27 protein-coding genes and 1 pseudogene are annotated in these 25881 nt (G+C 68.1%); 20 read left to right on the top strand and 8 right to left on the bottom strand.

Going from position 1 to position 25881, the window contains the following annotated elements:
- The first annotated feature begins 76 nt into the window (after positions 1 to 76).
- The 3 genes and pseudogenes from ACVOKU_RS04175 to ACVOKU_RS04165 all read left to right on the top strand — a co-directional run bounded on the left by ACVOKU_RS04175 (position 77) and on the right by ACVOKU_RS04165 (position 2079).
- A complete protein-coding gene (locus ACVOKU_RS04175; RefSeq protein ID WP_128988259.1) occupies positions 77 to 541 on the top strand; it encodes an Lrp/AsnC family transcriptional regulator in 465 nt (154 codons plus the stop codon).
- Positions 542 to 700: 159 nt separating this feature from the next.
- Positions 701 to 1651 (top strand): annotated as a pseudogene (locus ACVOKU_RS04170) (putative porin); the annotation flags it as partial.
- Between the two features lie 98 nt (positions 1652 to 1749).
- Entirely contained in the window at positions 1750 to 2079 is a 330-nt protein-coding gene (locus tag ACVOKU_RS04165; protein WP_481559185.1) for a hypothetical protein, read from the top strand.
- A gap of 5 nt (positions 2080 to 2084) precedes the next feature.
- On the opposite strand, the gene ACVOKU_RS04160 is transcribed toward ACVOKU_RS04165, so the two are convergent.
- Positions 2085 to 2489: an OsmC family protein gene (locus ACVOKU_RS04160; protein WP_481559184.1), complete on the bottom strand. Its 405-nt coding sequence runs from the start codon at positions 2487 to 2489 to the stop codon at positions 2085 to 2087.
- 222 nt (positions 2490 to 2711) lie between these two features.
- Here ACVOKU_RS04160 and ACVOKU_RS04155 point away from each other — a divergent pair, with 222 nt between their 5' ends.
- From ACVOKU_RS04155 to ACVOKU_RS04125, 7 genes are all read left to right on the top strand, one after another.
- A complete protein-coding gene (locus tag ACVOKU_RS04155; protein WP_262100586.1) occupies positions 2712 to 3212 on the top strand; it encodes an RNA polymerase sigma factor in 501 nt (166 codons plus the stop codon).
- Positions 3213 to 3294: 82 nt separating this feature from the next.
- A complete protein-coding gene (locus ACVOKU_RS04150) occupies positions 3295 to 4251 on the top strand; it encodes a FecR family protein (RefSeq protein ID WP_481559183.1) in 957 nt (318 codons plus the stop codon).
- A 174-nt stretch (positions 4252 to 4425) separates the two neighbouring features.
- Positions 4426 to 7560, top strand: coding sequence for a TonB-dependent receptor (locus ACVOKU_RS04145; RefSeq protein WP_481559182.1), 3135 nt, complete (start codon positions 4426 to 4428; stop codon positions 7558 to 7560).
- 54 nt (positions 7561 to 7614) lie between these two features.
- Complete coding sequence (locus ACVOKU_RS04140; protein WP_481559181.1) at positions 7615 to 8379, top strand: Slam-dependent surface lipoprotein; 765 nt, start codon at positions 7615 to 7617, stop codon at positions 8377 to 8379.
- A 91-nt stretch (positions 8380 to 8470) separates the two neighbouring features.
- Entirely contained in the window at positions 8471 to 9925 is a 1455-nt protein-coding gene (locus ACVOKU_RS04135; protein WP_481559180.1) for a surface lipoprotein assembly modifier, read from the top strand.
- Between the two features lie 145 nt (positions 9926 to 10070).
- A complete protein-coding gene (locus ACVOKU_RS04130; RefSeq protein WP_481559179.1) occupies positions 10071 to 10475 on the top strand; it encodes a response regulator in 405 nt (134 codons plus the stop codon).
- A gap of 96 nt (positions 10476 to 10571) precedes the next feature.
- Positions 10572 to 12080 (top strand): sensor histidine kinase, encoded by a 1509-nt coding sequence (locus ACVOKU_RS04125; RefSeq protein WP_481559178.1) that lies wholly within the window; start codon positions 10572 to 10574, stop codon positions 12078 to 12080.
- A gap of 29 nt (positions 12081 to 12109) precedes the next feature.
- On the opposite strand, the gene ACVOKU_RS04120 is transcribed toward ACVOKU_RS04125, so the two are convergent.
- Positions 12110 to 12334 carry a hypothetical protein gene (locus ACVOKU_RS04120; protein WP_481559177.1) on the bottom strand — a complete coding sequence of 75 codons (225 nt, stop codon included), beginning with the start codon at positions 12332 to 12334 and terminating at the stop codon, positions 12110 to 12112.
- A gap of 166 nt (positions 12335 to 12500) precedes the next feature.
- On the opposite strand from ACVOKU_RS04120, the gene ACVOKU_RS04115 reads away from it, so the two are divergent.
- The 3 genes from ACVOKU_RS04115 (at position 12501) to ACVOKU_RS04105 (ending at position 15692) form a co-directional block, all read left to right on the top strand.
- Entirely contained in the window at positions 12501 to 12917 is a 417-nt protein-coding gene (locus tag ACVOKU_RS04115) for a baeRF12 domain-containing protein (RefSeq protein ID WP_053516277.1), read from the top strand.
- Positions 12918 to 12922: 5 nt separating this feature from the next.
- Positions 12923 to 13246 (top strand): thioredoxin family protein, encoded by a 324-nt coding sequence (locus tag ACVOKU_RS04110; protein ID WP_481559176.1) that lies wholly within the window; start codon positions 12923 to 12925, stop codon positions 13244 to 13246.
- 91 nt (positions 13247 to 13337) lie between these two features.
- Positions 13338 to 15692: a GH92 family glycosyl hydrolase gene (locus ACVOKU_RS04105; RefSeq protein ID WP_481559175.1), complete on the top strand. Its 2355-nt coding sequence runs from the start codon at positions 13338 to 13340 to the stop codon at positions 15690 to 15692.
- Between the two features lie 34 nt (positions 15693 to 15726).
- On the opposite strand, the gene ACVOKU_RS04100 is transcribed toward ACVOKU_RS04105, so the two are convergent.
- Positions 15727 to 16470: an SDR family oxidoreductase gene (locus tag ACVOKU_RS04100; RefSeq protein WP_481559174.1), complete on the bottom strand. Its 744-nt coding sequence runs from the start codon at positions 16468 to 16470 to the stop codon at positions 15727 to 15729.
- Positions 16471 to 16577: 107 nt separating this feature from the next.
- Here ACVOKU_RS04100 and ACVOKU_RS04095 point away from each other — a divergent pair, with 107 nt between their 5' ends.
- Positions 16578 to 17471 carry a LysR family transcriptional regulator gene (locus ACVOKU_RS04095; protein WP_481559173.1) on the top strand — a complete coding sequence of 298 codons (894 nt, stop codon included), beginning with the start codon at positions 16578 to 16580 and terminating at the stop codon, positions 17469 to 17471.
- Here ACVOKU_RS04095 and ACVOKU_RS04090 read toward each other — a convergent pair.
- The 5 genes from ACVOKU_RS04090 to ACVOKU_RS04070 form a co-directional block, all read right to left on the bottom strand.
- Positions 17431 to 18825, bottom strand: coding sequence for a heavy metal sensor histidine kinase (locus tag ACVOKU_RS04090; protein WP_279941543.1), 1395 nt, complete (start codon positions 18823 to 18825; stop codon positions 17431 to 17433). The two genes, ACVOKU_RS04095 and ACVOKU_RS04090, sit on opposite strands and share 41 nt — an antisense overlap.
- Complete coding sequence (locus ACVOKU_RS04085) at positions 18822 to 19520, bottom strand: heavy metal response regulator transcription factor (protein WP_053516367.1); 699 nt, start codon at positions 19518 to 19520, stop codon at positions 18822 to 18824. Before ACVOKU_RS04085 ends, ACVOKU_RS04090 begins: the two co-directional genes overlap by 4 nt.
- A 31-nt stretch (positions 19521 to 19551) precedes the next feature.
- Positions 19552 to 20436 (bottom strand): copper homeostasis membrane protein CopD, encoded by an 885-nt coding sequence (copD, locus tag ACVOKU_RS04080; protein WP_481559172.1) that lies wholly within the window; start codon positions 20434 to 20436, stop codon positions 19552 to 19554.
- Positions 20437 to 20445: 9 nt separating this feature from the next.
- Positions 20446 to 20823, bottom strand: coding sequence for a copper homeostasis periplasmic binding protein CopC (copC, locus tag ACVOKU_RS04075; protein WP_053516266.1), 378 nt, complete (start codon positions 20821 to 20823; stop codon positions 20446 to 20448).
- Positions 20824 to 20939: 116 nt separating this feature from the next.
- Positions 20940 to 21428 carry a MerC domain-containing protein gene (locus ACVOKU_RS04070; protein WP_128989661.1) on the bottom strand — a complete coding sequence of 163 codons (489 nt, stop codon included), beginning with the start codon at positions 21426 to 21428 and terminating at the stop codon, positions 20940 to 20942.
- Positions 21429 to 21459: 31 nt separating this feature from the next.
- On the opposite strand from ACVOKU_RS04070, the gene ACVOKU_RS04065 reads away from it, so the two are divergent.
- The 6 genes from ACVOKU_RS04065 to ACVOKU_RS04040 are packed head-to-tail and all read left to right on the top strand — an operon-like array spanning position 21460 to position 25829.
- Positions 21460 to 21990, top strand: a complete 531-nt coding sequence (locus tag ACVOKU_RS04065) for a ZrgA family zinc uptake protein (protein WP_180875247.1) — start codon at positions 21460 to 21462, stop codon at positions 21988 to 21990.
- A complete protein-coding gene (locus tag ACVOKU_RS04060; protein ID WP_065182332.1) occupies positions 21987 to 22679 on the top strand; it encodes an ABC transporter ATP-binding protein in 693 nt (230 codons plus the stop codon). Before ACVOKU_RS04065 ends, ACVOKU_RS04060 begins: the two co-directional genes overlap by 4 nt.
- Positions 22672 to 23925, top strand: a complete 1254-nt coding sequence (locus ACVOKU_RS04055; protein WP_481559171.1) for an ABC transporter permease — start codon at positions 22672 to 22674, stop codon at positions 23923 to 23925. Before ACVOKU_RS04060 ends, ACVOKU_RS04055 begins: the two co-directional genes overlap by 8 nt.
- Positions 23926 to 23927: 2 nt before the next feature.
- The gene (locus ACVOKU_RS04050; protein ID WP_164152801.1) at positions 23928 to 24473 is read left to right on the top strand and encodes a DUF3299 domain-containing protein; all 546 of its coding nucleotides are present in this window, start codon (positions 23928 to 23930) and stop codon (positions 24471 to 24473) included.
- On the top strand, positions 24463 to 25083 hold the full coding sequence (locus ACVOKU_RS04045) for a DUF3299 domain-containing protein (RefSeq protein ID WP_065182330.1): 621 nt from the start codon (positions 24463 to 24465) through the stop codon (positions 25081 to 25083). Before ACVOKU_RS04050 ends, ACVOKU_RS04045 begins: the two co-directional genes overlap by 11 nt.
- On the top strand, positions 25083 to 25829 hold the full coding sequence (locus tag ACVOKU_RS04040; RefSeq protein WP_481525808.1) for a hypothetical protein: 747 nt from the start codon (positions 25083 to 25085) through the stop codon (positions 25827 to 25829). The genes ACVOKU_RS04045 and ACVOKU_RS04040 overlap by 1 nt, the downstream gene beginning before the upstream one ends.
- The last annotated feature ends 52 nt before the right edge of the window (positions 25830 to 25881 follow it).

Below are 25881 nucleotides of genomic sequence, written 5' to 3'. Positions count from 1 at the left end.
ATCGGGTTGCGTTGATGCCATTCAATTGAGAATGTTGCGCATCTGATGCGGCAGATGGCCATGAGGGTGAAATCCAATGCAATCTCAACTCGATAACCTTGATCGCCGGATTCTCGAGGCGCTGCAGGTCGATGGTCGTCTGCAGAACCTGGAGCTGGCCAGGCAGGTCGGTCTTTCGCCGTCGGCCTGCCTGCGCCGGGTCCGCCTGCTGGAGGAGGGCGGCTACATCGACCGCTACGTGGCGCTGCTGAACGAGACCAAGGTCGGACGGGGCTTCACCGTGTTCGTGCGGGTCTGGCTGCGTGGACAGGACGAGGACACCACCAACCACTTCATAAACAGCATCAAGTCACTGCCGGAAGTGCTTGAATGTCATCTGATGGCAGGCGATTGCGATTTTCTGCTGCGGGTGGCCGTGGCCGACCTGGATGCGTATCGCCAGTTCCAGATCCGGCATCTGAACAGGATCGCCGGGGTGCAGAACACCAAGACCGAGATCCCGATGCAGCGGATCAAGCAGACCACCCGGCTGCCGCTTTGAGGCCACGCCGCGCCGGCCCCCGGTGCGGTGGTCATCGCAATGACATCTGCCCCCGGTAGGGTCTGATCCCGCTTGCCGGTCGCGCGCGCGCGACCTCCCGGTCGTGCCGCCTGCCTCCGTCACAGCTGCTGTCGCTGCCGAGGGTCATGTGTTCAACGCCGTTTCGGCAATCCGTTCTGGAGCAGCGACACCCTGTTCTCCAACGATCTGAACTTCGATGGACTTGCCGCCAACCTGAAGTACGGCTTCGGCGACGGCGATCTGGACCTGTTCGGCACCCTGGCAGTGGCGCCGCTGGAGTACACCTCGGACAGCCTGCAGAGCCGCAGCGGAGAGAAGTCGCCGAACGAGAACAAATGGCTGTCCGGCGCGCAGGCTGGCGTGAACTGGCGCTTCAACGAGGACAACGCACTGCGGGCCGCACTGGGCTACTACGACTTCAAGAACATCAGCGGTCGGCTGTCCTCGCCCTGTGCGCTGTACTCCGGCGCCGTCGGCTGCGACACCGATTGGTCGCGCCCGGCGTTCATGCAGAAGGGCAACACCCTGATGCTGATCCGCGACATCGCGTTCAATCCGATGGATCCAGCCGGCACGCCGACGCCGCAGTATGTCGGCCTGGCGTCCGCCTTCCGCCTGGCCACGCTGAACCTGCGTTGGGATACCCGGCTGGCGCAGGATATCGGACTGCGCCTGGAAGGCGACTTCATCCGCAACCTGGCGTACGACACGCAGGCGATGTTCCGCCGCGCGAACAACGGCATCGTCAACAATTTCGGTGCGGGTGACGCTCCCGGCATCGATACGTTCCGCAGTGGCGACACCGCGTGGATGCTGCAGGCAACGTTCGGCGCCATCGATCTGAAGGAGAAGGGGCAGTGGCAGGCACTGCTGGGCTACAAGCGGATCGAGGCCGATGCGCTGCCGGATGCGTACAACGATCCGAACTTCCATCTGGGTGGCACCAACGCGCGCGGCTATTACGTGGGCGGTGCCTACGCGTTGGACGCGCGCAGCTGGATCAGCGGCAAGTGGATGGCTGCCAAGGCGGTGTCGGGCCCGCCGCTGGCGATCGATGTGTTCCAGCTGGAGTTCAACACCGGCTTCTGAGCCGCCAGCGATGACCGGCCGGCACGAAACGTGGCGGGGGTGCAGCGATGCGCCCGTCTAGGGAAAGGAGACCACGCGTGGCAACAAGGAGGAGTGTGATGAGCCGTCGCAAGCTGTTCGAAAATTCCGGGACGTCCAGCCAGATGCTGGGCATCGGTCCGGCCTATGTCTCGGTGGAGGGCCTGCGCCAGCACCTGGCCGAGTTCCTGCTGTACGCCGGCCGCCCGGTGGTGATCATGCGCGGGCGCAGCGAGGTGGGCTATTTCCTGCCGTCCCGCTGCTGGCGCCAGCGTGACGACGATCCGCTGGCGGCCGCCGCGGCCAACCAGATGCTGGATGCCTCGGGTTTCCAGGCCGAGGACATCCAGCAGGTGGAGCGGGAGTTCAACGCGATGCGCCAGCGCACCGTGCTGCATCCCCGCCGCTAGCGCTTTCAGGGAGCGGCGTCCTGGCCGCGTTCGCTGGTGATGCGCGCCCCTTCGCGCATCACCAGAGTGACCGGGGTCTTCTCGACCACCTCCAGCAGTCGCTGCCACTGGGCATCGTCCAGCGCGGCGCTGGCATGCAGTATGCGGTGCACATGGAAACGGCCATCAGGATCGCGCTCCGAGCGCAGTTCGGCGTGGAACTCGCCCAGCTCCCAGCCCTTGCGCTGGGCGTACATGCGCAGGGTGATGGCGGTGCAGGCGGCCAATGAGGCCAGGTACAGGTCGAACGGGGCGAATCCCTTGCCCTGGCCGCCCAGCGAGGCCGGCTCGTCGGCGTTGACATCGAAGGTGCCGTTGCTGATGTGGTGCAGGTAGTTGTCAGCCGTCGAGACAATGCGTGCGTAGGCCATGGGCTTCTCCTGTGCGGGGGATGTGGGGCCGGATCAGGCGCGGTGCCGCGCGGCCATCACCGGTGATGATCGGGTGGCAGGGCTATCGTGACAATGGCGCTGGCGATCCCGGGTGCGGCGGTTGCCATGGTGCGGGCTGGGCGTGATGGGGTGCCGCGCCCTACAATCACGTCCCGGACCGTCGCCATCACGCCCATCATTCCCCGGTCCGGCCTGGCACCTATGTCTCCCAATGCCCTGGCGCTGGTCGAGCTGTTGATCCGCGAGCGCCGTGCGTTGTCACGCTTCATCGCGCGCTACCTGGACCCGGCCAGCACCGAGGACACCCTGCAGAACCTTTATCTGAAGGCCAGCAGCGTGCCCGGCGATCCGCCGATTCTTGAACCGCGCGGTTACCTGTACCGCATGGCGTACCACCACGCCCTCAACCGCAGCCAGGCCGACGCACGCGAACGGCGGGCGATGGCCGAGTACGCGTGCGAGGTCGGCGATGCCGTTGGGGGTGAGCAACAGGCGCTGGACCAGGCGCAGCTGCGCGAGATCACCCGGACCATCCTTTCGCTGCCGCCGCAGGTGCGGGAGTGTTTCGTGCTCAACCGCTACCTGGGCCTGAGCGAGCGTGAGATCGCCGCCCGCCTGGGCATTTCCAAGAGCCTGGTCGGCAAGCATGTGCTTCGCGCCGCAATGCTGATCCAGCAGCACCAGCAGGGCGCACGCCGATGACCTGCAATTACCGTGGGCAGAGGCCGCCCGCCCTTGTCACAACAGTCACGCGCACCGGTTCGTGGTGCGACAGGCTACGACCATGACCACGTCCGAACCCTCGCCGCGACAGGCCAGGCAGGCGTTGCGCTGGGTGATCCGGTGCAGTGCAGGCCCGCTGCCGGACCGGCAGCAGCGGGCCCTGCAGCGATGGCTGCAGGCCGATCCACGCCATGCCTTGGCCTGGCGCCGGCAGCAGGCATTCTGGGACGGCCTGGACGCGGCGGGGCCGGAGGTGCTGGCCGCACTGCCGGCACTGACCTCCGATCGCCAGGGCCTGCGCCCGATCGCGCCGCGCAGGCGCGTGTCCTGGTGGTGGGCCAGTGCGGCCGCGGTGGTACTGGTGCTGCCGGCCCTCCCCGGGGTGGGACTGTGGGCGCGCAGCGATCTGCGCAGCGGCGATGCACCCCGTGTGGTGCAACTGGAGGATGGCAGCACGGTCGTGCTGGATGCCGGCACCGCGCTGGCCGTCGCATTCGATGGGCATCAGCGGCAACTGCGGCTGCTGCGCGGGCAGGCGTGGTTCCGGGTCGCGCATGAAGCGCGGCCGTTCCGGGTCGAGGCCGGCGGTGGCCGGGTGCACGACATCGGTACCGCGTTCAGCGTTTCGTTGCAGGACGCGGTGGTGACCGCCCAGGTCAGCGAGGGGGTGGTGGACGTACTTCCCGGTGATGGCAGCCTGCAACGGCTGCATGCGGGGCAGGCACGCGCGTTCCGTGACGGACGCTGGCTGCAGCCGGTGAGCAGCCTCGCCAGCGACGCGGTGGCACCCTGGCGGCGCGGTGAGGTTGTCATCGACGATCTGAGCGCGGCCCAGGCCATCGATCGGTTGGCGCGCTATCGGGCCGCACCGGTCTGGGTGCTGGGGAGAAAAGCGGAGCAGATCCGGGTCAGTGGCCTGTTCTATCTGCGCCAGCCGGACCCGGCCATCACCGCAGTGGCGGCCCAGGCGGGCCTGCGCGTGCAGCGGCTGCCGGGTGGCGCGCTGATGGTCTGGTGATGCCGGCAGGGTTTGGAGATCGCGATGAAAAGAACCTGAAAGAAGCGTGGGCAGCCTGCGGCGTGCGCTGTCTATAGAGGTACAGCCAGAGCGAAACACCGTTTTTCCTCAAGCCAGACACACCACCGGCAGCGGCTGTGCCCGTGGTTTCCCCACGCTTGAGGAGTTCCGTCCATGCCGTCCACGGCGTCTGCCTGCCACCGTCGCGCCACCACACTGGCCCTGGCCATCTGCACCGCACTGCTGCCGCTGGCCCGGGTGCCGGCCGCGCAGGCGCAACCCAGCACAGCGGCGGCGCTGCGCCAGTACGCCATCCCGGAGCAGTCGCTGGCAGACGCGGTACGCGCGTTCGGGCGCCAGGCCGATGCGCAGGTGGTGTTCCGCAGCGACCTGGTCGAAGGGCGTCGTTCCAGCGCAGTGCAGGGCCAGTACAGCCAGATGCAGGCCCTGCAGCGGCTGCTGCAGGGCAGTGGGGTGCGTGCCCAGCGAGGCCTGGATGGCACCTGGAGCCTGCGCGCCGCGGCGGACGCAGCGCAGGCATCGGCCGAGGGGGAAGGGGTGCGGGTGACCGATACGCTGGACGTCGCCGGTCGTCTGCAGCCGGAAGGCGGCGAAGCGCGCGATCGCCGTGGCTATGACGACGTGTTCGCGCTGGACCTGACCACGGCGTATTCGGGGCGGGACCGGGTGGAGCGCTTCCGTGGCGCCAACCCGGCCGACGTGGTCAAGGATCTGGTCGGCGTATTCAGCGGCGATGCGCGCAACAGCGGCGCGCTGGACATCAACATCCGCGGCATCCAGGGGCCGGGGCGGGTGCCGGTGAGCATTGACGGCGGTGAACAGGCCCTCACGGTCTGGCGGGGCTACAACGGCGTCAGCAACCGCAACTACATCGATCCCAACCTGATCGGTGGCATCCAGGTCATCAAGGGGCCCGGCCTGGTGCGTGACGTGCACAGCGGCATCGGCGGCGCGCTGGTCATCAGGACCATCGACATCGATGACGTCGTGGCGGCGGGCGAACGCTTCGGCGGGGAGCTGAAGATCGAAGGCAGCAGCAACGCGGTGGCGCCACGCCTGCCACGCCTCCACAGCGGCGAGGACTACCGGACGGTGCCGGGCTTCCCGCAGGGGTCGCCGAACTCGCCCTATGACGACCGCACCCTGGTGGTGCCGGTGCAGTCGCGCAGCGGCAACACTCCATTCGATGGCGAGGATCAGGCATGGCGACTGGCGCTGGGCCTGCGCGGCGAGACGGTGGACGTGATGGCCGCCTATGCCTGGCGCCGGCGTGGCAACTATTTCTCCGGCAGCCAGGGCAGCGACTACTACGACCAGGACCCGCGCGAGCAGTACGAGTACCAGGGCATCGACTACATCACCACGCTGGCCCGCTACTTCAAGCCGGGTGATGAAGTGCCCAATACGTCGAGCGAACAGGAGTCGTGGCTGCTCAAGGCGACGTGGCAGATCAATGACGACCAGCAGCTGAAGGCGAGCTGGCGGCACACGCTCTCGCACTACGGCGAGATCATGCCTTCGCGCATCCTGTCGGCGCCGGACTACGGCCGCATCCAGTGGCCGTTGAGCCGCGTCGACTCGGATGCCTGGAACCTGGAGTATCGCTGGCAGCCGGCCGGCAGCCGCTGGCTGGATCTGTATGCCAATCTGTGGCGTACCGAGACCGACAGCGATACCTATACCGCAGGCGGCTTCCCCAACTTCGCGCCGGGCAATCCGCAATGGGACCCGGAAGCCAGCCCGATCCTGCGCAATACCGCGCTGGCCAACGCGCGCAACGATCGCACCGGCCTGACGGTCAGCAACCGCTTCGCGTTGCACTCCAGCCTCGACCTGACCGTAGGGGGCAACTGGCAGTACGAGAGCCTGGGTTCGCGCGATCCGTACTTCGGCACCACTGATGGGTGGCGCATGTTTCCGCGTGCCGGCCGCCGCCAGGAGGGTGAGGGCTACCTCAACCTGGAATGGCGTCCGCTCGATGTCCTCACCCTCAACGCCGGCGTCCGCTACAGCCGCTACTGGGCCTTCGACGACTTCCTCGACGCGCATCCGGAGCTGCTGACCAAGGGAGTGGGCAGCAAGCAGGCCACCTATCGGGTCAACGAGCTGCCCGAGCGACCGGCCAGCCTGCAGGCAGAGATCGATGCGCTGGAAGCAGAACGCGAGTTCTGGGAGAGCATCGGCATGGGCTCGGTGATCGATGATTCGATCCGGGGACTGCTGGCCTATTACGAAACACCGCAGGCAGTGGAGCACAACATCGCCTGGCTGCCCGACGCCAACGGCAACTATGCCCGTGCCACCAACCCGTGCCTCAACGGCGAGGTGGCCGCGATCCCGGGCGTGCTGCCGTTGTTCGCCGGCAGCGACCTGGTCTGCAGCATCGGCAACACCGTGCAGGCGCGGCCGGTGGATGGCAGCAACCGGCGCCAGCGTGATCACGCGTGGCTGCCCACCTTCTCGGCGACGGCGCATCTGTCGCCGGCCGCGCGCATCTACCTGCGCTACAGCGAAGCAGTGCGTTTCCCGAGCATGTTCGAAAGCACCATCGCCTTCTCCAGCAGCCTCAACCCGCTGTATGACCTCAAGCCGGAGCATGCCTACAACTACGAGCTGGGTTACGTGCACGACCTGTCGGCGCTGTTCGGAAACACCGCCGATGCCGACGTCAAGCTGGCCTATTACGTGCACAAGACCCGCAACGTGATCGAGCGCGATGCCTACTTCCTGTTCGACAACATCGACAAACAGACCATCCGCGGCATCGAACTGCAGGCGCGCTTCGACAACCGCCGTTTCTTCACCGATCTGGGCATCGCCCGCACGCTGGAGAACGAGGTCTGCGACGAGAGCAGTGCCGTGCTGCTGGATGCCAACCGTGGCCTGGTCCCGAACTGCGTGCAGGATGGGTTCGTCAGCGGCTACCTGCTGACCCAGGCGATTCCGAAGCTGTCGGTCAACGCGTCGCTGGGCACCCGCCTGTTCGACGAACGACTGGAGCTGGGCAGCCGGATCATCCACTACCGGCGCCACGACAATCCGGACCTGCAGGCCTACCGCGACCGGTTGCTGGCCGGTGGCAGCAGCCTGCTCTGGCAGAACGTGCCCTTCACCTGGGGAAACATCACCACGGTGGATGCGTATGCGCGCTGGCGCTTCAACGAGCACGCGAGCGTGGAGCTGGTCGGTAGCAATCTCGGCAACCGCTACTACGTTGACCCGGCCACGCGGTCCACGCTGCCCGCGCCGGGCCGCACCCTCAAGCTGGGCATCACCGCACGCTTCTGAGCACCTGCATTCAAGCGTTGTACCCGTAGTTCCCTCAACCCAAGGAGCAACACCATGAAAATGATCTCCCGTTCCGTCCTGGCGGTCGCCGCCTCCTTCGCCCTGGCCGGCGCCGCGCAGGCAGCCGACATCGTCGGTGCGGCCAGTCCGGTGACCGATGCCGAGCTGTATGTCGCCGTCGGTGAGTCCCAGGTCAACGGTGGCCCGCACTCGGCCGGCAAGGCCGGTATCGGCGTCGGCACCGTGTCCAACGCCCGTCGCGTCGATTTCCAGGGCCTGGCCGGCTATTCGGTGCCGACCACCGTCAATGGCACCACCGTGCGCACGCTGGCCATGCCGATCACCGGTGCGCCGGGCAGCCACTCGGGCATGGGCCACTTCAACTTCGTCAAGGTCGGCAGTGGCGATGTCTGGTTCGGTGAGTGGTCCAAGGACGGCGCCGCAGGTGGCTTCAACAACCGCCAGGTCTACTTCGTCGGCGACCGTGCCGGCACCACTCTGCCGGCGGGCGTGGCCACCTACAGTGTGGCGGGCCTGAACAAGTTCAACGGCAGCAACCTGCTCAGCGGCACCTTCCGCGCCAACTTCGGCACCGGCACTCTGCTGGGCGGCCTCAGCGGTGGTGGCCTGTCGGTCAACATCAACGCCACCATCAACAGCGCCACCGCCTCGTTCGCAGGCGCAGCCACCGCCAACGGTTCGGTCAGTGGCACCACCCAGGGCCAGTTCTTCGGTGCCAATGCCGCCACCCTGGCCGGTATCGCCACCTTCGCCGGCAACAGCCAGTACGACACCGCCTTCGGCGGCAGCAAGAACTGATCGCCACGCCCCTGACGGGGCAGGGCAGGGACAAGCCGCGATCCGCCAGTCCCTGCTTCGGCCCGCTGCATCGCTTTAAACCGGATCGACCATGCGCCTCCCTCTTTTCTGCCTCCTTCTGCTGGCGCTGGCCGCCACGGCGCACGCCCAGCAGGATGACCTGCGCCGCGTGCTGGAGCAGGGCAACGACGTGCGCCATCAACGCCAGGACCAGCAGCGCCTGCAACAGGCCGAACCGGACCGGCCGACCGTCACCCTTGATGGCCGGACCCTGCGCGTGGAGCGCACGGTCGACGACCTGGGCCAGGCGCTGTACCTGTCGTTGCAGCACCAGCAATGGCCCGCCGCGCAGGCCTTCCTGCACGAGTACATTGAACTTCCCGGCCATGACCCGCTGCTGCGCCACTACGCGCAGGGCGCGCTGGCGCGGGTTGCGGGCGAGCATCATCGCGCGGCCCTCGAGTACGAGGCCCTGCTGGCCCGGCAGCCGGACTTCCTGCCTGCGCGGCTTGAACTGGCGCGGGTCTACGCCGAGGACCAGCGCGACCGGGAGGCAACGTCGCTGTTCACTGCGATCGCCGCCGGCATCGATGACCGCGATCCTGCCACCGCCGGCGTGCGCGGCCGGGTGCAGGGATATCTGCAGGCGCTGCAGGCGCGGCGGCGCTGGAAGGGCACACTGTCCGCCGGACCTGCATGGAGCGACAACATCAACCGCAGTTCGGCCAGCCGCACCTGCCTGTTCGGCGTGGGCGAGGACTGCATCATCGAGCGCAGGTTGCCCGATGCCCAGCGCGCGCCGGGGGTGGACTACGACGGCAGCCTGGAACGCCGCTGGGCACTGGCCGGCCACCACGGCCTGTATGTGCGCGGGTTGGCCTTCGGCCAGGCATGGAAAGACAATCGCGCCTACAACGAACTCAACGCCACTGTGCAGGTGGGCTACAGCTGGCGCAGTGCGCGGCACACCCTGCTGCTGGCCCCCGGCTACGACTATCAGGCACTGGGCAACCGTACACTGCAGGGCGCCGCAGGCGCGCATGCGGAATGGCAGTACGCGCTGGACCCGCGCAGCCTGCTGAAGCTGGAGGCGGACTGGAAGCGCCAGCGCTATCGGCAACCGGGGCTGGCCGACAACTACGATGGCGCGATGGGAGCGCTGTACGCCACCTGGTTCCGTGCGCTCACTGCGCGCTGGACCGTCTTCGCCGGCATCGATCTGGCCGACAGCGGGGCGGCCGACGCGGCCAATGCCTATCGCCAGCGCGGCCTGCGCGTCGGCGCGGCGCGGCAGTGGAGCGGCACGACCGCCACGCTGTTCCTGTCGCTGCGCGAGCGCAGCTACGATGCCTGGAGTCCGCTGCTGGAAGCGCGCCGGCATGACGACGAGCAGAACCTCATCGCGCTGGTACGCAGCGAACGGCTGGCGGTGGCAGGCCTGGTACCCAGCCTGAGCCTGCGCTACACCCGCATCGACAGCAATGTGGACTGGCTGTACAGCCATGACCGCAGCCTGCTGAGCCTGAAATGGGAGCGTGCGTTCTGACCGCGGGCCGCGCACACAGCGTGTTTGGCCGAGGTGAATGCGATCTCGCTGTTGTCTTCATCCGTCATCACGCGTTCTTGTAGGGCAACTCGCGCATCCTGCGGGCATTGCGGCCGGACGGGCCGCGCGTGTCAGGGAGTGCAGCGTGCTGGAGTCGGGCGAAGAACGGGAGGGGCTGCAGGGGCTGCGGGTGCTGGTGGCCGAAGATGAATTCGCCATTGCGATGTTCCTGGCCGACTATCTGCAGCTGAAGGGCGCACACGTCGTGGGCCCGGCCGGTGACCTGCGCGAGTTGGCGCGTCTGGTCGATGATCACCCGATCGACGTCGCCCTGCTGGACATCAACCTGGGAGGTGAGCAGGTGTACCCGTTGGCCGACCGCCTGTCCGAGGCGGGGACGCCGTTCCTGCTGACCTCCGGTTACGACGACAACCTGCCGAGCCGCTTCGCCAGCGCGCCGCGCTGCCCCAAGCCCTACCATATCGACGCGTTGGCCCGGCAGCTGGCCGGACTGGTCGCCGCACCGCGGGCTGCTGCGGGCAAGGTCTGACTGCGCGGCATGGGCCGGCGATTGGATACCGCTGCTTCCCCGTCCGTGCGCGGTGCAGCACCTTCGGCGCATCGTCGGGGCGTACTGCACGACGGCATGGATGCCCGCATCGCGCGCCACGACTGGTCGAGGACGCCGCTGGGCCCGACAGAACGGTGGCCGGCGCATCTGCGCGCCACCGTGGACATGATGCTGGCCCATGGGTTTCCGATGATCATCCTGTGGGGCCAGGAGCTCATCCAGCTCTACAACGACGGCTATGCCGAGATCCTTCCCGACAAGCATCCCGCTGGCCTCGGGCAGCCCACCTGCGACTGCTGGCCCGAGGTCTGGCACATCAACGGGCCGATCTACGACCGGGTCTGGCAGGGTGAGACCGTCACGTTCGAGGACAAGGTGTACCCGCTGGCCCGGCAGGGCCGGCTGGAGGACGTCTGGTTCACCATCACCTACAGCCCGCTCCGCGGCGAGGACGGGCAGGTCGGCGGTGTGCTGGTCACCATGTTCGAGACCACTGCTGCGCACGTGGCGCAGGACGCGCGTGAGCGCGAAGAGCGGCGGCGGCAGGAGAGCGACCGGCGCCTGGCGCTGGCGTTCAAGGTACTGCCGGTCGGCTTGTGCATTGTCGATGCGCAGGGGCGGATGCAGCTGTCGAACGACCAGATGCGCGCCTATCTTCCCAGCAGCCAGGTGCCCTCGGCCGATCCGGTCAACCAGCACCGGTGGCAGGGCTGGCATGCCGATGGCAGTCCGATCGCACCCGAGGATTTCGCCATCGCACGGGCCCTTCGCGGCGAAACTGTGGTGCCCGGGCTGGAGTTCCAGTTCACCCACGATGATGGGTGTGTCCGCTGGACGCGGGTCGCGGCGGCGCCGCTGCGCGATGTCGACGGCGAGGTGACGGGCGTGTTCGCCATCGCCGTGGACATCGATGATCTCAAGCGTGCCACCGAGCGGCAGGCGGTATTGCTGGCCGAGCTGCAGCACCGCGTGCGCAACATCATGGCCACGATCCACGCCATCGCCTGGCGCACGCGCGAATCGGTCGACAGCGTGGACGAATACGCTGACCGCCTGTGCGCACGCCTGATGTCGCTCTCCCGCACGCAGACCCTGCTCACCCGCAGCGCCAATGCCGGCGTGAGCCTGCGTGGCATGCTGGACCAGGAGATCGCGGTGCAGGGACACGCGCCCGACGGATTGCTCCTGCAGGGCGAGGAGGACGTGCTGCTGCCGCCCAAGGCGGCCGAGGTGCTGTCGCTGGCGGTCCATGAACTGGCCAGCAACGCGCTCACGCACGGCGCATCGGTGCACAGCGATACGCGGATCGAGGTGTCCTGGTCGGTGCAGGACATCGACGGTGAAGCCTGGCTGGACCTGCACTGGCGCGAGCGGCGCGCGGTGAACGACGACTGGGTCGTCCCTTCGCATCGCGGGCTCGGGCGGGCGCTGGTCGAACAGCGCATTCCCTATGAGCTTGGCGGCAGCGGCGAACTTGCGTTCTCACCCCAGGGCGTGGATGCGTGGATCCGCTTGCCGCTGCGCGAGCGCGACAGCCTGCTGCAGACCGATGCCACCTCCAGCCTGTCGCCGCCGCCCGGGTAGCGCCTGCGTTCCTTCAAGGGCTGGCCGGGTCAGTGCGTGGCGGCTGCGCCGATCAGGGTGCAGGTGAGCGCCATCGCGACCGGTACCGCCAGATGACGCGTCGCCAGCGCGGTGCCCGTGGTCATCAGCGAAGCCAGGGCAATGCCGAGCGCGAGCACCGGCTGGCCCTGCAGGAACTGGTGGATGCAGCCGGCGCATCCAGCGACGGCCAGGCCAACGGCGAAGCAGACATGGAGCAGGGAGGCAGCATGCATGGGGGGATCCTCGCGGTGATGCCGTGGGTAGCGGCCGGCGCCGGGGCAAGTTGAGCCGCGATCTTCCATTCCAACGAATGGATCACATTGTGTGCGCGCCACGGTTACGGCGGGCGACCTAGGGTGGTGCTGCAGAAACATTCGAAACCCGTACGAGGAGGCAGCGATGGCACGAACGATTCCCGAGGGGACGCTGGTGGTGGTGGCCGATGGTGGTTCGGCCCGGGTGTTCACCAATGTCGGCAGCGCGCAGCAGCTCACGCTGAAGCAGGAGGGCGAACTGCGGCTGCAGGACATCAGCGAGACGGGCGTCTCCGGGCAGGGCCCGGCCGGTGCCGTTCCCAAGGACATGTCCATCGCCCAGCTCAACGAAGCCACCTTCGCCAAGCAGGTGGCCGAACAGCTCAACGAGGATGCGCTCAACAACCGCTATGCCCACCTGCTGCTGGTGGCCGACCCCACCACGCTCGGACGGATCCGTCCGCTGCTGCACAAGGAGACGCAGGCACGGTTGCTGGGCGACATCGCCAAGGACCTGACCAACGCGCCGCTGGCAGACATCCAGCGCAGCCTGGCGGGGTAACCTCGGTGCCCTTCATGCGCACGCACCTGTCCAGCGAGCCGTCACGCGCCGAAGTGGAGGCGCGCGACGGCTGGCAGCTGCTGGAATTCGGTGCGCCCTGGTGCGGCCATTGCCAGGCGGCACAGCCGGCGCTGCAGCAGGTCGTGGAAGCACATGATCTGGCGCACTGGAAGATCGAGGATGGGAAAGGGCGTGCACTCGGGCGCTCGTTCCAGGTGAAACTGTGGCCCACGGTGATCCTGCTGCATGAGGGCCGGGAAGTGGCGCGCGTGGTGCGCCCACGCCTGCGTGCCGATCTGGCGAAGCTGGAGGGCGCGCTGCCCGACTGAGGGCACGCTGCACCGGGGACTGCGGCCGCACTGCAGCATGCGATGCACGGGCACTGGTGCTAGCATCGGGATACCATCTGAATCGATCCAAATGCCGATGCCCATGCTGGACCGTCGTCTCCTGATCGCCTTCGCCGCCACTGCCATGCTCGCCTCCGGCGCGGCCTGGGCAGCGCCTTCGAAGTCCGCCGCCGACAAGGCGTATGCCTCGGTGGACCCCTTCATCGGCACGGGCGGCGAAGGGCATACCTACCCCGGTGCGACGGTACCCTTCGGCATGGTCCAGCTCAGCCCGGACACGCGCATCCAGCCGCGTGAGAAGGCCTACGGCTGGGCCGCCGGATACCGTTATGACGACAGCAGCATCGTCGGCTTTTCGCATACCCACTTCTCCGGCACCGGCCATTCTGATCTCGGCGACGTCCTGGTGATGCCGTTCACCGGAAACCCGGGATTGGAGCGCGGCGACCCCGAACGGCCCGGCAGCGGCTATGCGTCGCGCTTCCGCCATGACGACGAAAAGGCCGAACCGGGCTACTACGCGGTGACCCTGGACGATTACAAGGTGCGCGCCGAACTGACCACCAGCGCCCGGGTCGGTGTGCATCGGTATGCCTTCCCCACGGGCGTCGATGCCAAGGTACTGCTGGACATGCGGACCAGCATGTACGACTACCCGGGCAAGGTGCTGTGGTCGCGGGTGCGGGTGCGCAAGGACGGCACCATCACCGGTTTCCGCGAGACCCGCGGCTGGGCGCCGGGGCGCCAGCTGTACTTCGCCATGCGCTTCTCGCAACCGTTGGCAGGCCATGCGCTGCACAACACCGAGCAGGACATCGTGTACAAGGGCTTCCCGCCGCCCGGTGAGAAAGATCCGGCACAGCGTGCACAGATCGAAGGCCGCCAGCTGGTCGGCACGTTCGATTTCGGCAGGCTGGATGCTCCGCTGGTGGTGAAGGTGGCGATCTCGCCCGTGAGCGAGGCCGGTGCGATCGCCAACCTGGATGCCGAGGTCGCCGACTTCGACTTCGACCGCGTGCGTGCGCAGGCCCGGCAGGAATGGACGCAGGCACTGTCGGTGCTGGACATCGATGCGCCGGAGCATGCGCGGCGCAGCGCCTACACCGCGCTGTACCACACGATGCTGGGGCCGACGCTGTTCATGGATGTGGATGGCCAGTATCGCGGCCCCGACAACGCCGTGCATGTCGCCAAGGGCTACGCCCACTATTCCACGTTCTCGTTGTGGGACACCTACCGGGCGCTGCATCCGCTGCTGACCCTGGTGCAGCCGGAAAAACGCAACAGCGACTTCATCAACTCGATGCTGGCGCACCACGAACACAGCCCGTACGGCATGCTCCCGGTGTGGTCGTTCCACGGCCTGGAAGACTGGTGCATGATCGGTTACCACGCGGTGCCGGTCATCGCCGACGCCTATGTGAAGGGCATCCGCGGCTTCGACGCCGCAAAGGCGCTCGACGCGATGGTGGAGACCGCCAATTACGGTCCCTACGACGGCATCGCGCAGTACCGTGAGCTGGGGTATGTGCCCATCGATGAAGAGGGCGAAGCGGCCAGCAAGACCCTGGAATACGCGTTCGACGACTGGACCATCGCGCGCATGGCGCAGGCGATGGGCAGGAGCGAGATCGCGGCGACATTCGACAAGCGTGCGGCGAACTGGCGCAATGCCTTCGACAAGGACACCGGCTTCATGCGGGCGCGCAAGCGCGACGGCAGTTTCCGCACCCCGTTCGATCCCAGCGCCAGCGGCTACGGCACCGACTACACCGAGGGCAATGCCTGGCAGTACTCGTGGTACGTCCCGCAGGACGTGGCGGGCCTGGCCGCCGCGCATGGCGGCAGCGACCGGCTGCTGGCGAGGCTGGACGAGGTGTTCAACGCCACGGTCGATCCGGCGGTCTTCGAGCACATGGAAGACATCACCGGCCTGATCGGCTGGTATGCGCATGGCAACGAGCCCAGTCATCACGTTGCGTACCTCTACGCCTACGCTGGCCAGCCCTGGCGCACGCAGGCGCGCCTGAAGCAGATCATGGACAGCCAGTACGCCGACCGTCCCGATGGCCTGGCCGGCAACGATGACGTGGGCCAGATGTCGGCGTGGTACGTGTTCACCGCGCTGGGCTTCTATCCGGTGGCGCCGGGCTCGGGGGAGTACATCCTGGGCCGCCCGTTCCTGCCAAGGACCGCCATGCGCCTGCCCAACGGCAGGACCTTCACCATCGTGGCCGAGGGGCTGGATGACAGGCACACCTATGTGGGCAGTGTGTCCCTGAACGGCAAACCGCTGCAGCGCACCTTCCTGCGCCACGACGAGATCATGGCCGGGGGCGAGCTGCGCTTCACCATGCAGGCCGAGCCGAACAGGGACTGGCCCGGGCAGGGCGCGCAGGCGCCGTACTCGATGTCAACGCCGTAACGGTAGCGCCGGGCCATGCCCGGCGGCTTTGCTGTCACACCATCCCGCCATTGGCTCGCAGCACCTGGCCATTGATCCAGCCGCCGTCGGTTCCAGCCAGGAAAGCCACCGCGCCGGCGATGTCGTCCGGCGTGCCCAGCCGCTCCAGCGGATTCATCTGCGCCAGGCGCTCGATCAGTTCCGGCGACTTGCCCTCCAGGAACAGGTCGGTCGCGGTCGGGCCGGGTGCCACGGCATTGACCGTGATGCCACGGCCACGCAGCTCCTTGCTGAGTATCGCCGTCAGGGTTTCCACGGCCGCCTTGCTTGCCGCGTAGACACCGTAATTCTCCAGCTTGAGGCCGACCACGCTGGTGGACAGCGCCACGATGCGGCCGCCGTCGCGTACGCGACGCGCGCTCTCGCGCAGCACGTTGAAGGCGCCCTTGAGATTGATGCCGGTGACCCGATCGAACAACGCATCATCGGTGGCTGACAGCGGCGCGAGCTGCAGCACCCCGGCGCTGTTGACCACCACATCGATGCCCTCGAAACGAGCCTCGACGGCATCGAACAAGCGGCTCACCGCCTGCGGATCGGCCACGTCGGCCTGCAGCGCAATGGCTTGGCCGCCGGCGGAGACCAGCTCGGCGGCCAGGGCATCAGCCTCTTCGCGGCGGCCGGCATAGTTGATCGCAACCGCATGGCCGTCGGCCGCCAGCCGACGCGAGATCGCGGCACCGATGCCGCGGGAGCCGCCGGTGACCAGGGCGACGGTACGGGGAGAGGAGGTGGACATGAAGGCTTCCGTCGAAGACGCGCCCGCGTGGCGCCCCATCATCTTGCTGGTTCCTGGCGTCCGGATAATCATGGAGAATCCGACAACATCATCCGGATGGTCGAACAATGGATCGATTCACCGCCCTGCGCGCTTTCGTCCGTATCGTCGAACGCCGCAGTTTCACCCGCGCCGCAGAGGACCTGGGCTTGCCGCGGGCGACGGTGACCGACGCGATCAAGGCGCTGGAGCGGCGGCTGGGGGTGAGGCTGTTGCACAGGACCACGCGGCGGGTGGTGCCCACCCTGGAGGGCGAAGCCTTCTACGGCCGCTGCCTGCGGCTGATCGCCGACATGGACGACGCCGAAGCTGCATTCCGTGATGTTCCGCCGCGCGGCACGCTGCGCATCGAAGTGCACGGAACGCTTGGTCGGCACTTGTTGTTTCCGCACCTGCCCGAGTTCCTGCAGCGCTATCCCAACATCGAGCTGGACGTGAGCGAGGGGGATCGCTACGTGGATCTGCTGCGCGAAGGCGTGGATGCCGCGCTTCGGGTCGGCACCCTGGCCGACAGCGATCTGGTCGCGCGGCGCCTGGCACTGCTGCGCGAAGTCACCGTTGCCTCACCGTCCTACGTGGGTTCGCATGGGCTGCCGGACAGCATCGACGCGCTGCTGTCCGGTCATCGGATGGTCGGTTTCCGTTCCGGTGCCAGCGGACAGTTGATTCCTCTGGAGTTCCAGCAGGCCGGGCAGGTGCGCCATGTGCCTCTGCCGGCAACCGTGCGGGTATCCGGCGCAGATGCCTTCCTGGGGGCGGCACTGGCGGGGCTCGGGATCATCCAGGCGCCGCGCTACCGGCTGGATCCCTATATCGAACGTGGTCAGTTGCTGGAGTTGCTGGCGGAATCGCCGCCCACACCCAGCCCGTTGAGCCTGGTTCACCCGCGCAACCGCACGCCGTCGCCGCGGTTGCGGGTATTCATCGACTGGATTGCCGGCGTGTTTGCGCCGGACCGCTAGCGCCCGGCAGGGCCAGCTCGAACACGGTGCCCGATGCGTCGGAGACCACGCTCACCGATCCACCATGGGCCTGCACGATGGCGCGGGTGATCGCCAATCCCAGCCCGGCGCCCTCGTGCCGGCCGCGCTCGCCGCGGAAGAACCGGTCGAACAAGCGGGGCAGTGCCTGCATGGGAATCGACGGACCGAGGTTGTGGACAGCAATCCGGCTCGTGGGCCCGGTGCCGTCCAGCCGCACCACGATCTCCGTACCCGGCGTGGCGTGCTGCAGGGCGTTGGAAAGCAGGTTGGCGACCGCCCGGTGCAGCATCAGGCGGTTGCCGTTGGCCTCTGCGCTGCCTTCCCGCCGCAGCGTGAGCTGGCGCTCCTCGGCCAGCAGATCGTAGAACTCCAGCAGCGCATCGACCATCGCATCCAGCGCCACCCCCTCGCGCGAGGGCAGGGCGCCGGGTGCTTCGGCCTGGGCCAGATAGAGCAGATCTCCCACGGTCTGTGCCAGCCGTTGCAGCTCTTCCGCGCAGGAGAGCAGCGTCTCGCGATAGGACTCGTTGCTGCGGGGGTGCGCGAGCACCACCTGCACCTGGGTCAGCATGTTGGTGATCGGCGTACGCAGTTCGTGGGCGAGGTCTCCGGAGAACCCGCTGAGGCGCTCGAAGTCCTGTTGCAGCCGCGCCAGCATCCCGTTCAGGCTCTGCGCCAGCTGTTCCAGTTCGACGGGCACGTGCTCGGCCGTGAGCCGGCGCTGCAGTCGTCCGGCGGTGATATGGCGGGCCTCGTCGGCCAGCGTGCGCAGTGGGCGCAGCGTCTGCCGCACGACGTAGCCCCCCAGCAGGCTGCTGGCCACCGCAGCAGCGACCAGAGCGACGGCCAGCAGGTGGCGGAAGCGCTGCAGGAAGTCGGCATGGCGCGCATCGTCGATCGCCAGCAGGGTGGCCAGGCTGCTGCCATCGGCCAGCGTCTGCCGCAGATTGAGGGCGTGCAGGCGGCTTCCGTCGGCCAGCGTCCAGTCATGGCGGCGCGGTTCAGTGTCGGCGGGTTGGGTCCGCGCATGCGCGCGCAAGGCCTGCGGCGCGGTGGAGAAGAGCACGCCGCCCTGCTCATCGACGATGTGGAAGGCGATATCGGGATGGTGGCGCAGCGCATCGCCCAGGCGCTGGGCGCGCTCATCGGACGTGCCGCTGCCGGCGAGGTCGGCGATCAACGCGGCCTTGTTCTCCAGTTCGGCGAAATCCTGTGCGACCAGATCATGGCGCGCGCTCAGATAGATCGCCACGCCCAGTGCAGCCAGCACCAGCGTACCGACCGTGGCGAACAGCACGGTGAGGCGGACGGCAATGGAGCGTCGCAGGCTCATTGCGGTTGCGCTGCTTCGACCTCGGGTGCCTCCAGCACGTAGCCCATCCCGCGCACAGTGACCACCAGCTTTTCGGCGAAGCCATCGTCGATCTTGGCGCGCAGGCGGCGTATCGCCACATCGATGACATTGGTGTCGCTGTCGAAATTCATGTCCCACACCTGCGAGGCGATCAACGAGCGTGGCAGGACCTCGCCGCGCCGTCGTGCCAGCAGCTCCAGCAGCGCGTATTCCTTCGGGCTCAGTGTGATGCGCTGGCCACCGCGCTCCACGCGCCGGCGAAGCGTATCCACCACCAGATCGGCGACGACGATGCGGTCAGGCTGAGACTGGCCCTGGCCGCGTCGCAGCAGGGTACGCACGCGTGCCAGCAGCTCGGCGAAGGCGAAAGGTTTGGCCAGGTAATCATCGGCACCCAGTTCCAGCCCCTGCACGCGGTCGGCAATGCTGCTGCGCGCCGACAGGAACAGCACCGGCACCTGCCACCCCGCATCGCGCAGGCGCGACAGGACGTTCCAGCCATCGAGACCGGGCAGCATCACATCGAGGATGACCAGCTGGTACTCGCCGCTTGCCGCCAGATGCAGGCCGTCCACGCCGTCGCAGGCGAGATCGACCACGTAGCCCGCTTCGATCAGGCCCTGTCGCAGGTAATTGCCGGTCTTGGGCTCGTCTTCGACGATCAGCAGCTTCATCGTGGGCATGCCGGCCCGAGCAGCGCCGCCCTCATGCCAGCGGGTCCAGCGTGCCGAGCACGGCCACGCAGGCCAGTACCAGCAGCCCGAGTGCGGCCTCGAAGGTGAGGCTGTGACGCAGCGAGCGCAGCGGGCGGAACTGCCAGCCGCCACGGATGGCGGTGGCGAGTGCCGGCACCAGCCGCCAGCGGTGCAGCGCGGCCAGGCCGAGCATGCCCGCGACCAGGGCCAGCTTGAACAGCAGCCAGCGCCCGTGCGCGGTGTTGAACAGGGTCTGCAGCGAGCCCTGCAGATCCGCGTAGGTATAGGTGCCGGTCATCGCCAGCAGGGCCACGATTACCGTACCGGGCAGGGCGAAACCATGCGCCACCTGCCAGAGTTCATGGGTGCGTTCACGCAGGGAAGGGCCCTGGGTGCGCAGGGCCAGATGCAGCACCGCGGCGATCGCGCCGACCCATGCGCCTGCGGCGAGCAGGTGGACGGTCCCGGCCGCCAGGCGCAGCGCACCGCGGATGCCGTCGCCGGCGGCGGCGTGGCCGTTCCAGGCCAGGCTTGCCAGGGCGACCGCCGAGAGCGGCAGCAGGATGACACGGCGTGCCCCGGCCACTTTCGCGCTTGCGGCAAGCAGCGGCAGCATTGCCAGCAGCGCCAGCGCACGCACCAGTGCCGCTTCGCCGACCGGTGTGGCGGTGGTGAACCATGCGACGGTCGCTTGATCGACCGCGGCAAGCGGAAGCCCCAGCACGCCTGTCACCCGCACCGCCGCGTCCAGCAGCACGACTGCCAGCGCGATCACGGCCAGTGGCAGGAAGATGCGACGCGCAGGCGCAGGGCGGATGAACAGCATCCTGCCGAACAGCAGCATCAAGGCCAGGTACAACGCCAGCCGCAGGGCATAGGGAGACAGTTCGATCACCACCGCAGCTTACTTCACGCTGAAACGATAGTCGCCGGTGACGGGGTGGCTGTCCTGGCCGACGGCGCGCCACTGCAGGCGATAGTCTCCGGCAGGCAGCGGCTTGGCGAAACTCACGACCAGCCGGTGACCATCGTCCGACACCTGCTGGGAAAGGGCAGGCATCGCCATCAGGGTGCGGCCATGGGCCATGCTCAGTTCGATGCGGGTGGCGCGCGGCATCACCCGCTCGCTGAAGGTCAGCTCGATGCGGTTGGCAGGGGCGACGCTGGCATCGGCGGCGGGCGTTGCCTTCACCAGGCTGGGGTGTGCAAGGGCCAGCGGAGCGGCGGCGACGCCCGGCAGCAGCAGGAGCAGAGCGGCGGAGCGGCGCAGCGAAGACGACATGGTGGGTGCCTGCAGGAATGGGGCGCTCAGGCTGACGGCGGGCACTTTTCGTGGCCCTGACCCGGACATTACCGATCTGTCAGGTTGGCCGGTGCCGGGCCGACCCGCCCTTCCCATCATCGGCGCGCGCGTGGGCAGGCACGCAGGGCGCGGCGGTTGCACAGGTGGGCCATCGCCAGCAGCCCACCGCCGCAGGCGGTGGCCATGCCGTGCCAGAGCAGCGATTCCTTCAGCGGTGGATACAGCGATGCGGACAACAGCAGGCCAGCCCCAGCCAGGGCCAGCCGCATCGGCAGCCAGTGGCGGTGCCGGCGCAGGCCCGCAGCGGTGCTGGCCAGCGCCAGCAGCGAGGCGAGCAACGCGAACGCCCACTCCCAGCGTGACATCAGCAGCAGGGTGGTCATCAGGGCATGGCCGGGGTGCTGGAACGAGCGCAACGCCATCATGGCCGCCGGGACGAAGGCCAGCAGCAGCGGCAGCGCGATGCAGTGCGCTGCGCAGGCCAATGACAGCCCTGCGCCGGCCAGATCGAAACGGGGATGCCAGCGTGCCGATGCTGGCGGCTGTGGCAGACCCCTTGCAGGAACGGTGGGGATGTGGTCCATAATGTTACATAGTAACACTAACGGTGCCCTCATGAAGCTTCCCGCCACGTTTCTGCTGCTGCTTTCTGCGGCGTCCGCCCACGCCCATGAGGTGCGCCAGCAGGGCGCGCATGTGCATGGCCAGGCCACGGTCGATGTGGCGCTCGAACGGGGAACACTGGACCTGGCAATGCAGGCCCCCGGTATCGGCCTGCTCGATTTCGAGCGACCGCCCGCCACCCCGCAGGAGCGCGCCGCGCTCGCACGTGCGAAGGCACTGCTGAAGGAAGGCGCATGGGTCACCCTGCCGACTGCGGCCCAGTGCCGCCTTGCCGCCAGCAGCGTGGCCGCCGACGGATTCGCTGCAGACCCGATGCGCGACGCCGGGCACCACGGCCATGCCGGCTTCAGTGCCGGACTGCGTTTCCAGTGCGCGCATCCGTCCGCGCTGCGGGTGCTGGTGGTCCGCCTGCCGGTGCTGTTCCCTGGCCTGCATGAGGTCATCGTCAACAGCACCACGCCCGCCGGACAGGGACGGCACGTGCTGACCGCCGAGACTCTGCGCGTGGTACTTGCGCCGTGAGTGCGGCGGTCATCGATGTGCAGGACCTGCGCTTCGCCTACGGCGATCGCCCGGTACTGGAGATTCCGGCATTGCGCGTCGATGCGGGCAGCAGCGTGCTGCTGCGCGGTGCCAGTGGCGGTGGCAAAAGCACCCTGCTGGGTGTGCTGGCCGGCGTGCTGCGCGCTCGCCAGGGCCGGGTCGACGTCGCCGGACACTCCCTGCATGCGATGAACGGTCCGGCCCGCGACCGCTTCCGTGCCGACCAGCTGGGCGTGATCTTCCAGCAGTTCAACCTGCTGCCGTTCCTCAGCGTGCGCGAGAACATCGCGCTGGGTCTGCGCTTCTCGCGGCTGCGCAGGCAGCGCGTCGGCGCAGCGCTGGACGAGGAGATCGCACGGCTGCTGCAGTCCCTGCAGATCGACCCGACGCTGATGGGCCGTCCGGCGGGCAGGCTCAGTGTCGGCCAGCAGCAGCGCGTGGCAGCAGCACGCGCACTGATCGGGCGGCCGCAGGTGCTGCTTGCCGACGAGCCCACCTCGGCACTGGACCGGCACGCGGCGGACGCGTTCGTGCGCCTGATGACCCGGCAATGCCAGGCCTGCGGCACCACCGCGCTGGTGGTCAGCCACGATGAAAGCCTGCAGCCTCTGTTCGACCGGGTCATCGTCCTGGCCGAGATCAATCATGCCGGAGCTGCCCATGCTTGAACTTGCCTGGGCCAGCCTGCGCAGCCGCGCGCTCAGTGTTGCCCTCACGGTGCTGGTGATCGCCCTCAGCGTGGCTCTGCTGCTGGGCGTGGAGCGGGTCCGCACGCAGGCGCATGAAGGTTTTGCCAGCACAGTGTCCGGAACCGATCTGATCGTGGGTGCGCGCTCCGGACCGGTGAACCTGCTGCTCTATTCGGTGTTCCATATCGGTGATCCAACCAACAATGTCTCCTGGCAGTCCTATCAGGCGCTGTCGGCGCTGCCGCAGGTGAAGTGGTCGGTGCCGCTCTCGCTGGGCGATTCCTGGCGGGGCTACCGCGTGGTCGGCACCACCGGCGGCTACTTCGAGCATTACCGCTACGGTGCCGGTCATGAACTGGTCTTCGCACAGGGCGGGCCCTTCTCGGACCTGTACGATGCGGTGATCGGCGCGGAGGTGGCGCAGGCGCAGAACATCACGCCGGGCGACCCGATCGTGCTGGCGCATGGCACCGGGGCGGTGCCCCTGGCCACGCATGCCGACAAGCCGTTCCGCGTGGTGGGGATCCTGCAGCGCACCGGAACACCGGTGGATGCGTCGGTACTGGTATCGCTGCCGGCGATCGAAGCCATCCACATCGACTGGCGTTCCGGCGTGCAGCTGCCCGGCCAGCATGTCAGCGCGGAGCAGGCGCGGCGGCTTGATCTGACCCCGACCAGCATCACCGCCTTCATGCTTGGCCTGAATACCCGCATCGCGACGTTCTCCGTGCAGCGCACGATCAACGACTATCCGGAGGAGGCGATGCTGGCGATCCTGCCGGGCGTCACCCTGCAGCAGTTGTGGCAATCGTTGGGCACGGCCGAGCGGGCACTGCGGTTGATCAGCGCGATGGTGGTGCTGCTGGGAATGGTCTCGCTGGTGGCGCTGCTGGTATCAACCCTGCAGGAGCGGCGCCGCGAGATGGCGGTGCTGCGCGCGGTCGGCGCGCGTCCGCGCTACATCGCCGGCCTGCTGGTGGTGGAGGCGGTGGCGACCAGCGCGCTGGCGTGCGGGCTGGCACTGGCGGCGCTGGTGCTGGCCAGTGCCGTGGGACGCAGCTGGGCGCTGGCGCAGTATGGCCTGTCGATCACCCACGTCTGGCCGGATGCGCGCGAGCTGGGCTGGGTGGCGGGCCTGCTGCTGGTCAGCGCCGTGGCGGGCCTGGTGCCGGCCGCGCTGGCCTACCGGCGCACGCTCGCCGACGGTTTGGCGTCGCCGGGATGAGCATGCGCCGGCTGGGTGGCTTGCCAGTGTTGCTGATGCTGGTTGCCTGCGAGCGGCCGGTCGACACCGGCGTGCAGGCGCTGCCGCCACCGGTGGCGGATCAGGGCGCAGCGACCGTGGAAGAGCAGGAGCTGGACTGGCTGCAGATGATGCCCGCCGACGAGCTGGCGGCGCTGGAACGTGGCGAAGGCCCTGAGGTGGAACACAACGGCAGCCGACGCATGCCGCAGTTCGGCACGTTCCGCACCGTCGACGCCGTGCTGCAGCGCCCGGTGCGCCTGCCGGGCTACGTGGTGCCGCTGGCCAGCACTGCGGAAGGACGGCTCAGTGAATTCCTGTTCGTCCCGTATTACGGCGCCTGCATCCATGTGCCACCACCGCCGCCGAACCAGATCGTGCACGTGGTACTGGACCGGGCAATCGAGATGCCTGACATGTACGCGCCGTTCTTCCTGGCCGGAAACCTGCACGCCGAGCGCCTGGACGATGAGCTGGCAGGCTCTGCCTACAGCATGCGCGATGCACGGCTGAAACCCTATGCGCCGTGATTGCCTTGCATGGCTCGCTGGTTGCGCGCTGCTGGCCGGATGCGCCCGCGTGCCCGACGGTGCCGGACAGCACCCTGCACCGTTGCCGGCGGCGGCGCCGTCTCCGTCGGCACGCCCGATCGACCGCTGGGACGCCCTGATGCCGGACGAGGACCGTTTCCAGCGACCGCCGCCGCAGATCGGCCTGTCACGCGACGGCATGGCCGGCGTCGGTGGCCTGATTGACGACAGCGGCGCCGGCACGCCGCCCGGTCAGGCGATCGACCACTCCCGTCCGGAGCGCGCCCGGCAGTTCGGCTCTTCGCGCGTGGTGGCATCGGTGGATGGACGTGCGGTGGACCTGGACGGTTACGTCGTGCCCCTGGGCACCACCGACGATGGACGCGTGGACGAGGTGCTGTTCGTCCCGTTCTATGGTGCCTGCATCCATGTACCCCCACCACCGCCGAACCAGATGATCCACGTGACGTTGGCCACGCCGATCACGCTGGGTGCGCTGTGGGACCCCTATCGACTCGCCGGGCGGGTGCAGGTCAAGCGCTTCGACGCCGACATCGCCAGCGCTTCCTACGATGTGGCGGCCGCCACACTGACGCCGATCCACAACTGATGCGCGGGCGTCCACTACTGGCGATGGCGCTGCTGGCGGTGACGGTCACGGCGGTCGGGTGGCTGTACCTGCGGACAGCGCAGCCGCAGCCGCCGCAGGCCACTTCCGTGGCGCCCACCGATGAGATGCGGCAACGGATCGAGCGGCGGATGGGGGACGATGCGGCCTTCCGCAACGACGTGGCATTCCTGCTGGTGGCAACCCTGCGCGACCGCTGCCGGCCGGCAGAGGCAGGGCTGCTCGCGCGCATGGCCAACCGTGCCGCGCTGCCGGTACTGGCCGCGGTGAGTGCGGTGACTGCGGAGGATCCAGGCCTTGACCGTCCCATCTACCGTTACATCCAGCACCGCGCCGACAGTGCCCGCTGCACGGATCCGCTGCCCCTCGCAGCGGCCGGTGGCCGCGTGCTGCACGTCGATATCGAGCAGTATGCTCGCACCTTCCCGGACAGCTACTTCGATCCCACGCGCAGCAGGGCGCCGCGGGATTTCGGTGGGCATACGCTGCGCGAGCGGGCCTCCAACGCATGCAACAGCGTGGTTTATTCGGTACTGCCGCTCGGCGACGCGGACTGGCGCTGTGCGTCGCTGCGGGCGAACGCGCGGGCCCGGGTGCGCAGCCTGTGCGAGGACGAGCTGCGGCGCCAGCACGGTGACATCGCGGGCGAACTCGACATGGCCGTGGGGCAGGGCATGCAGGAACAGGTGGTCGCGGCGGTGGCGGCGTTGCCGGTGGACTGCAGGTAGCACCAGCGGCGCCTGCCGGGGCTGAACAGCGCCTGGGTCGAAACCTGAACGT

The sequence above is a fragment of the Stenotrophomonas sp. STEN147 genome (genome assembly GCF_056757995.1).
Note: the sequence above shows the minus strand (reverse complement) of the source record. Positions and strands in the feature narration are given on the sequence as shown.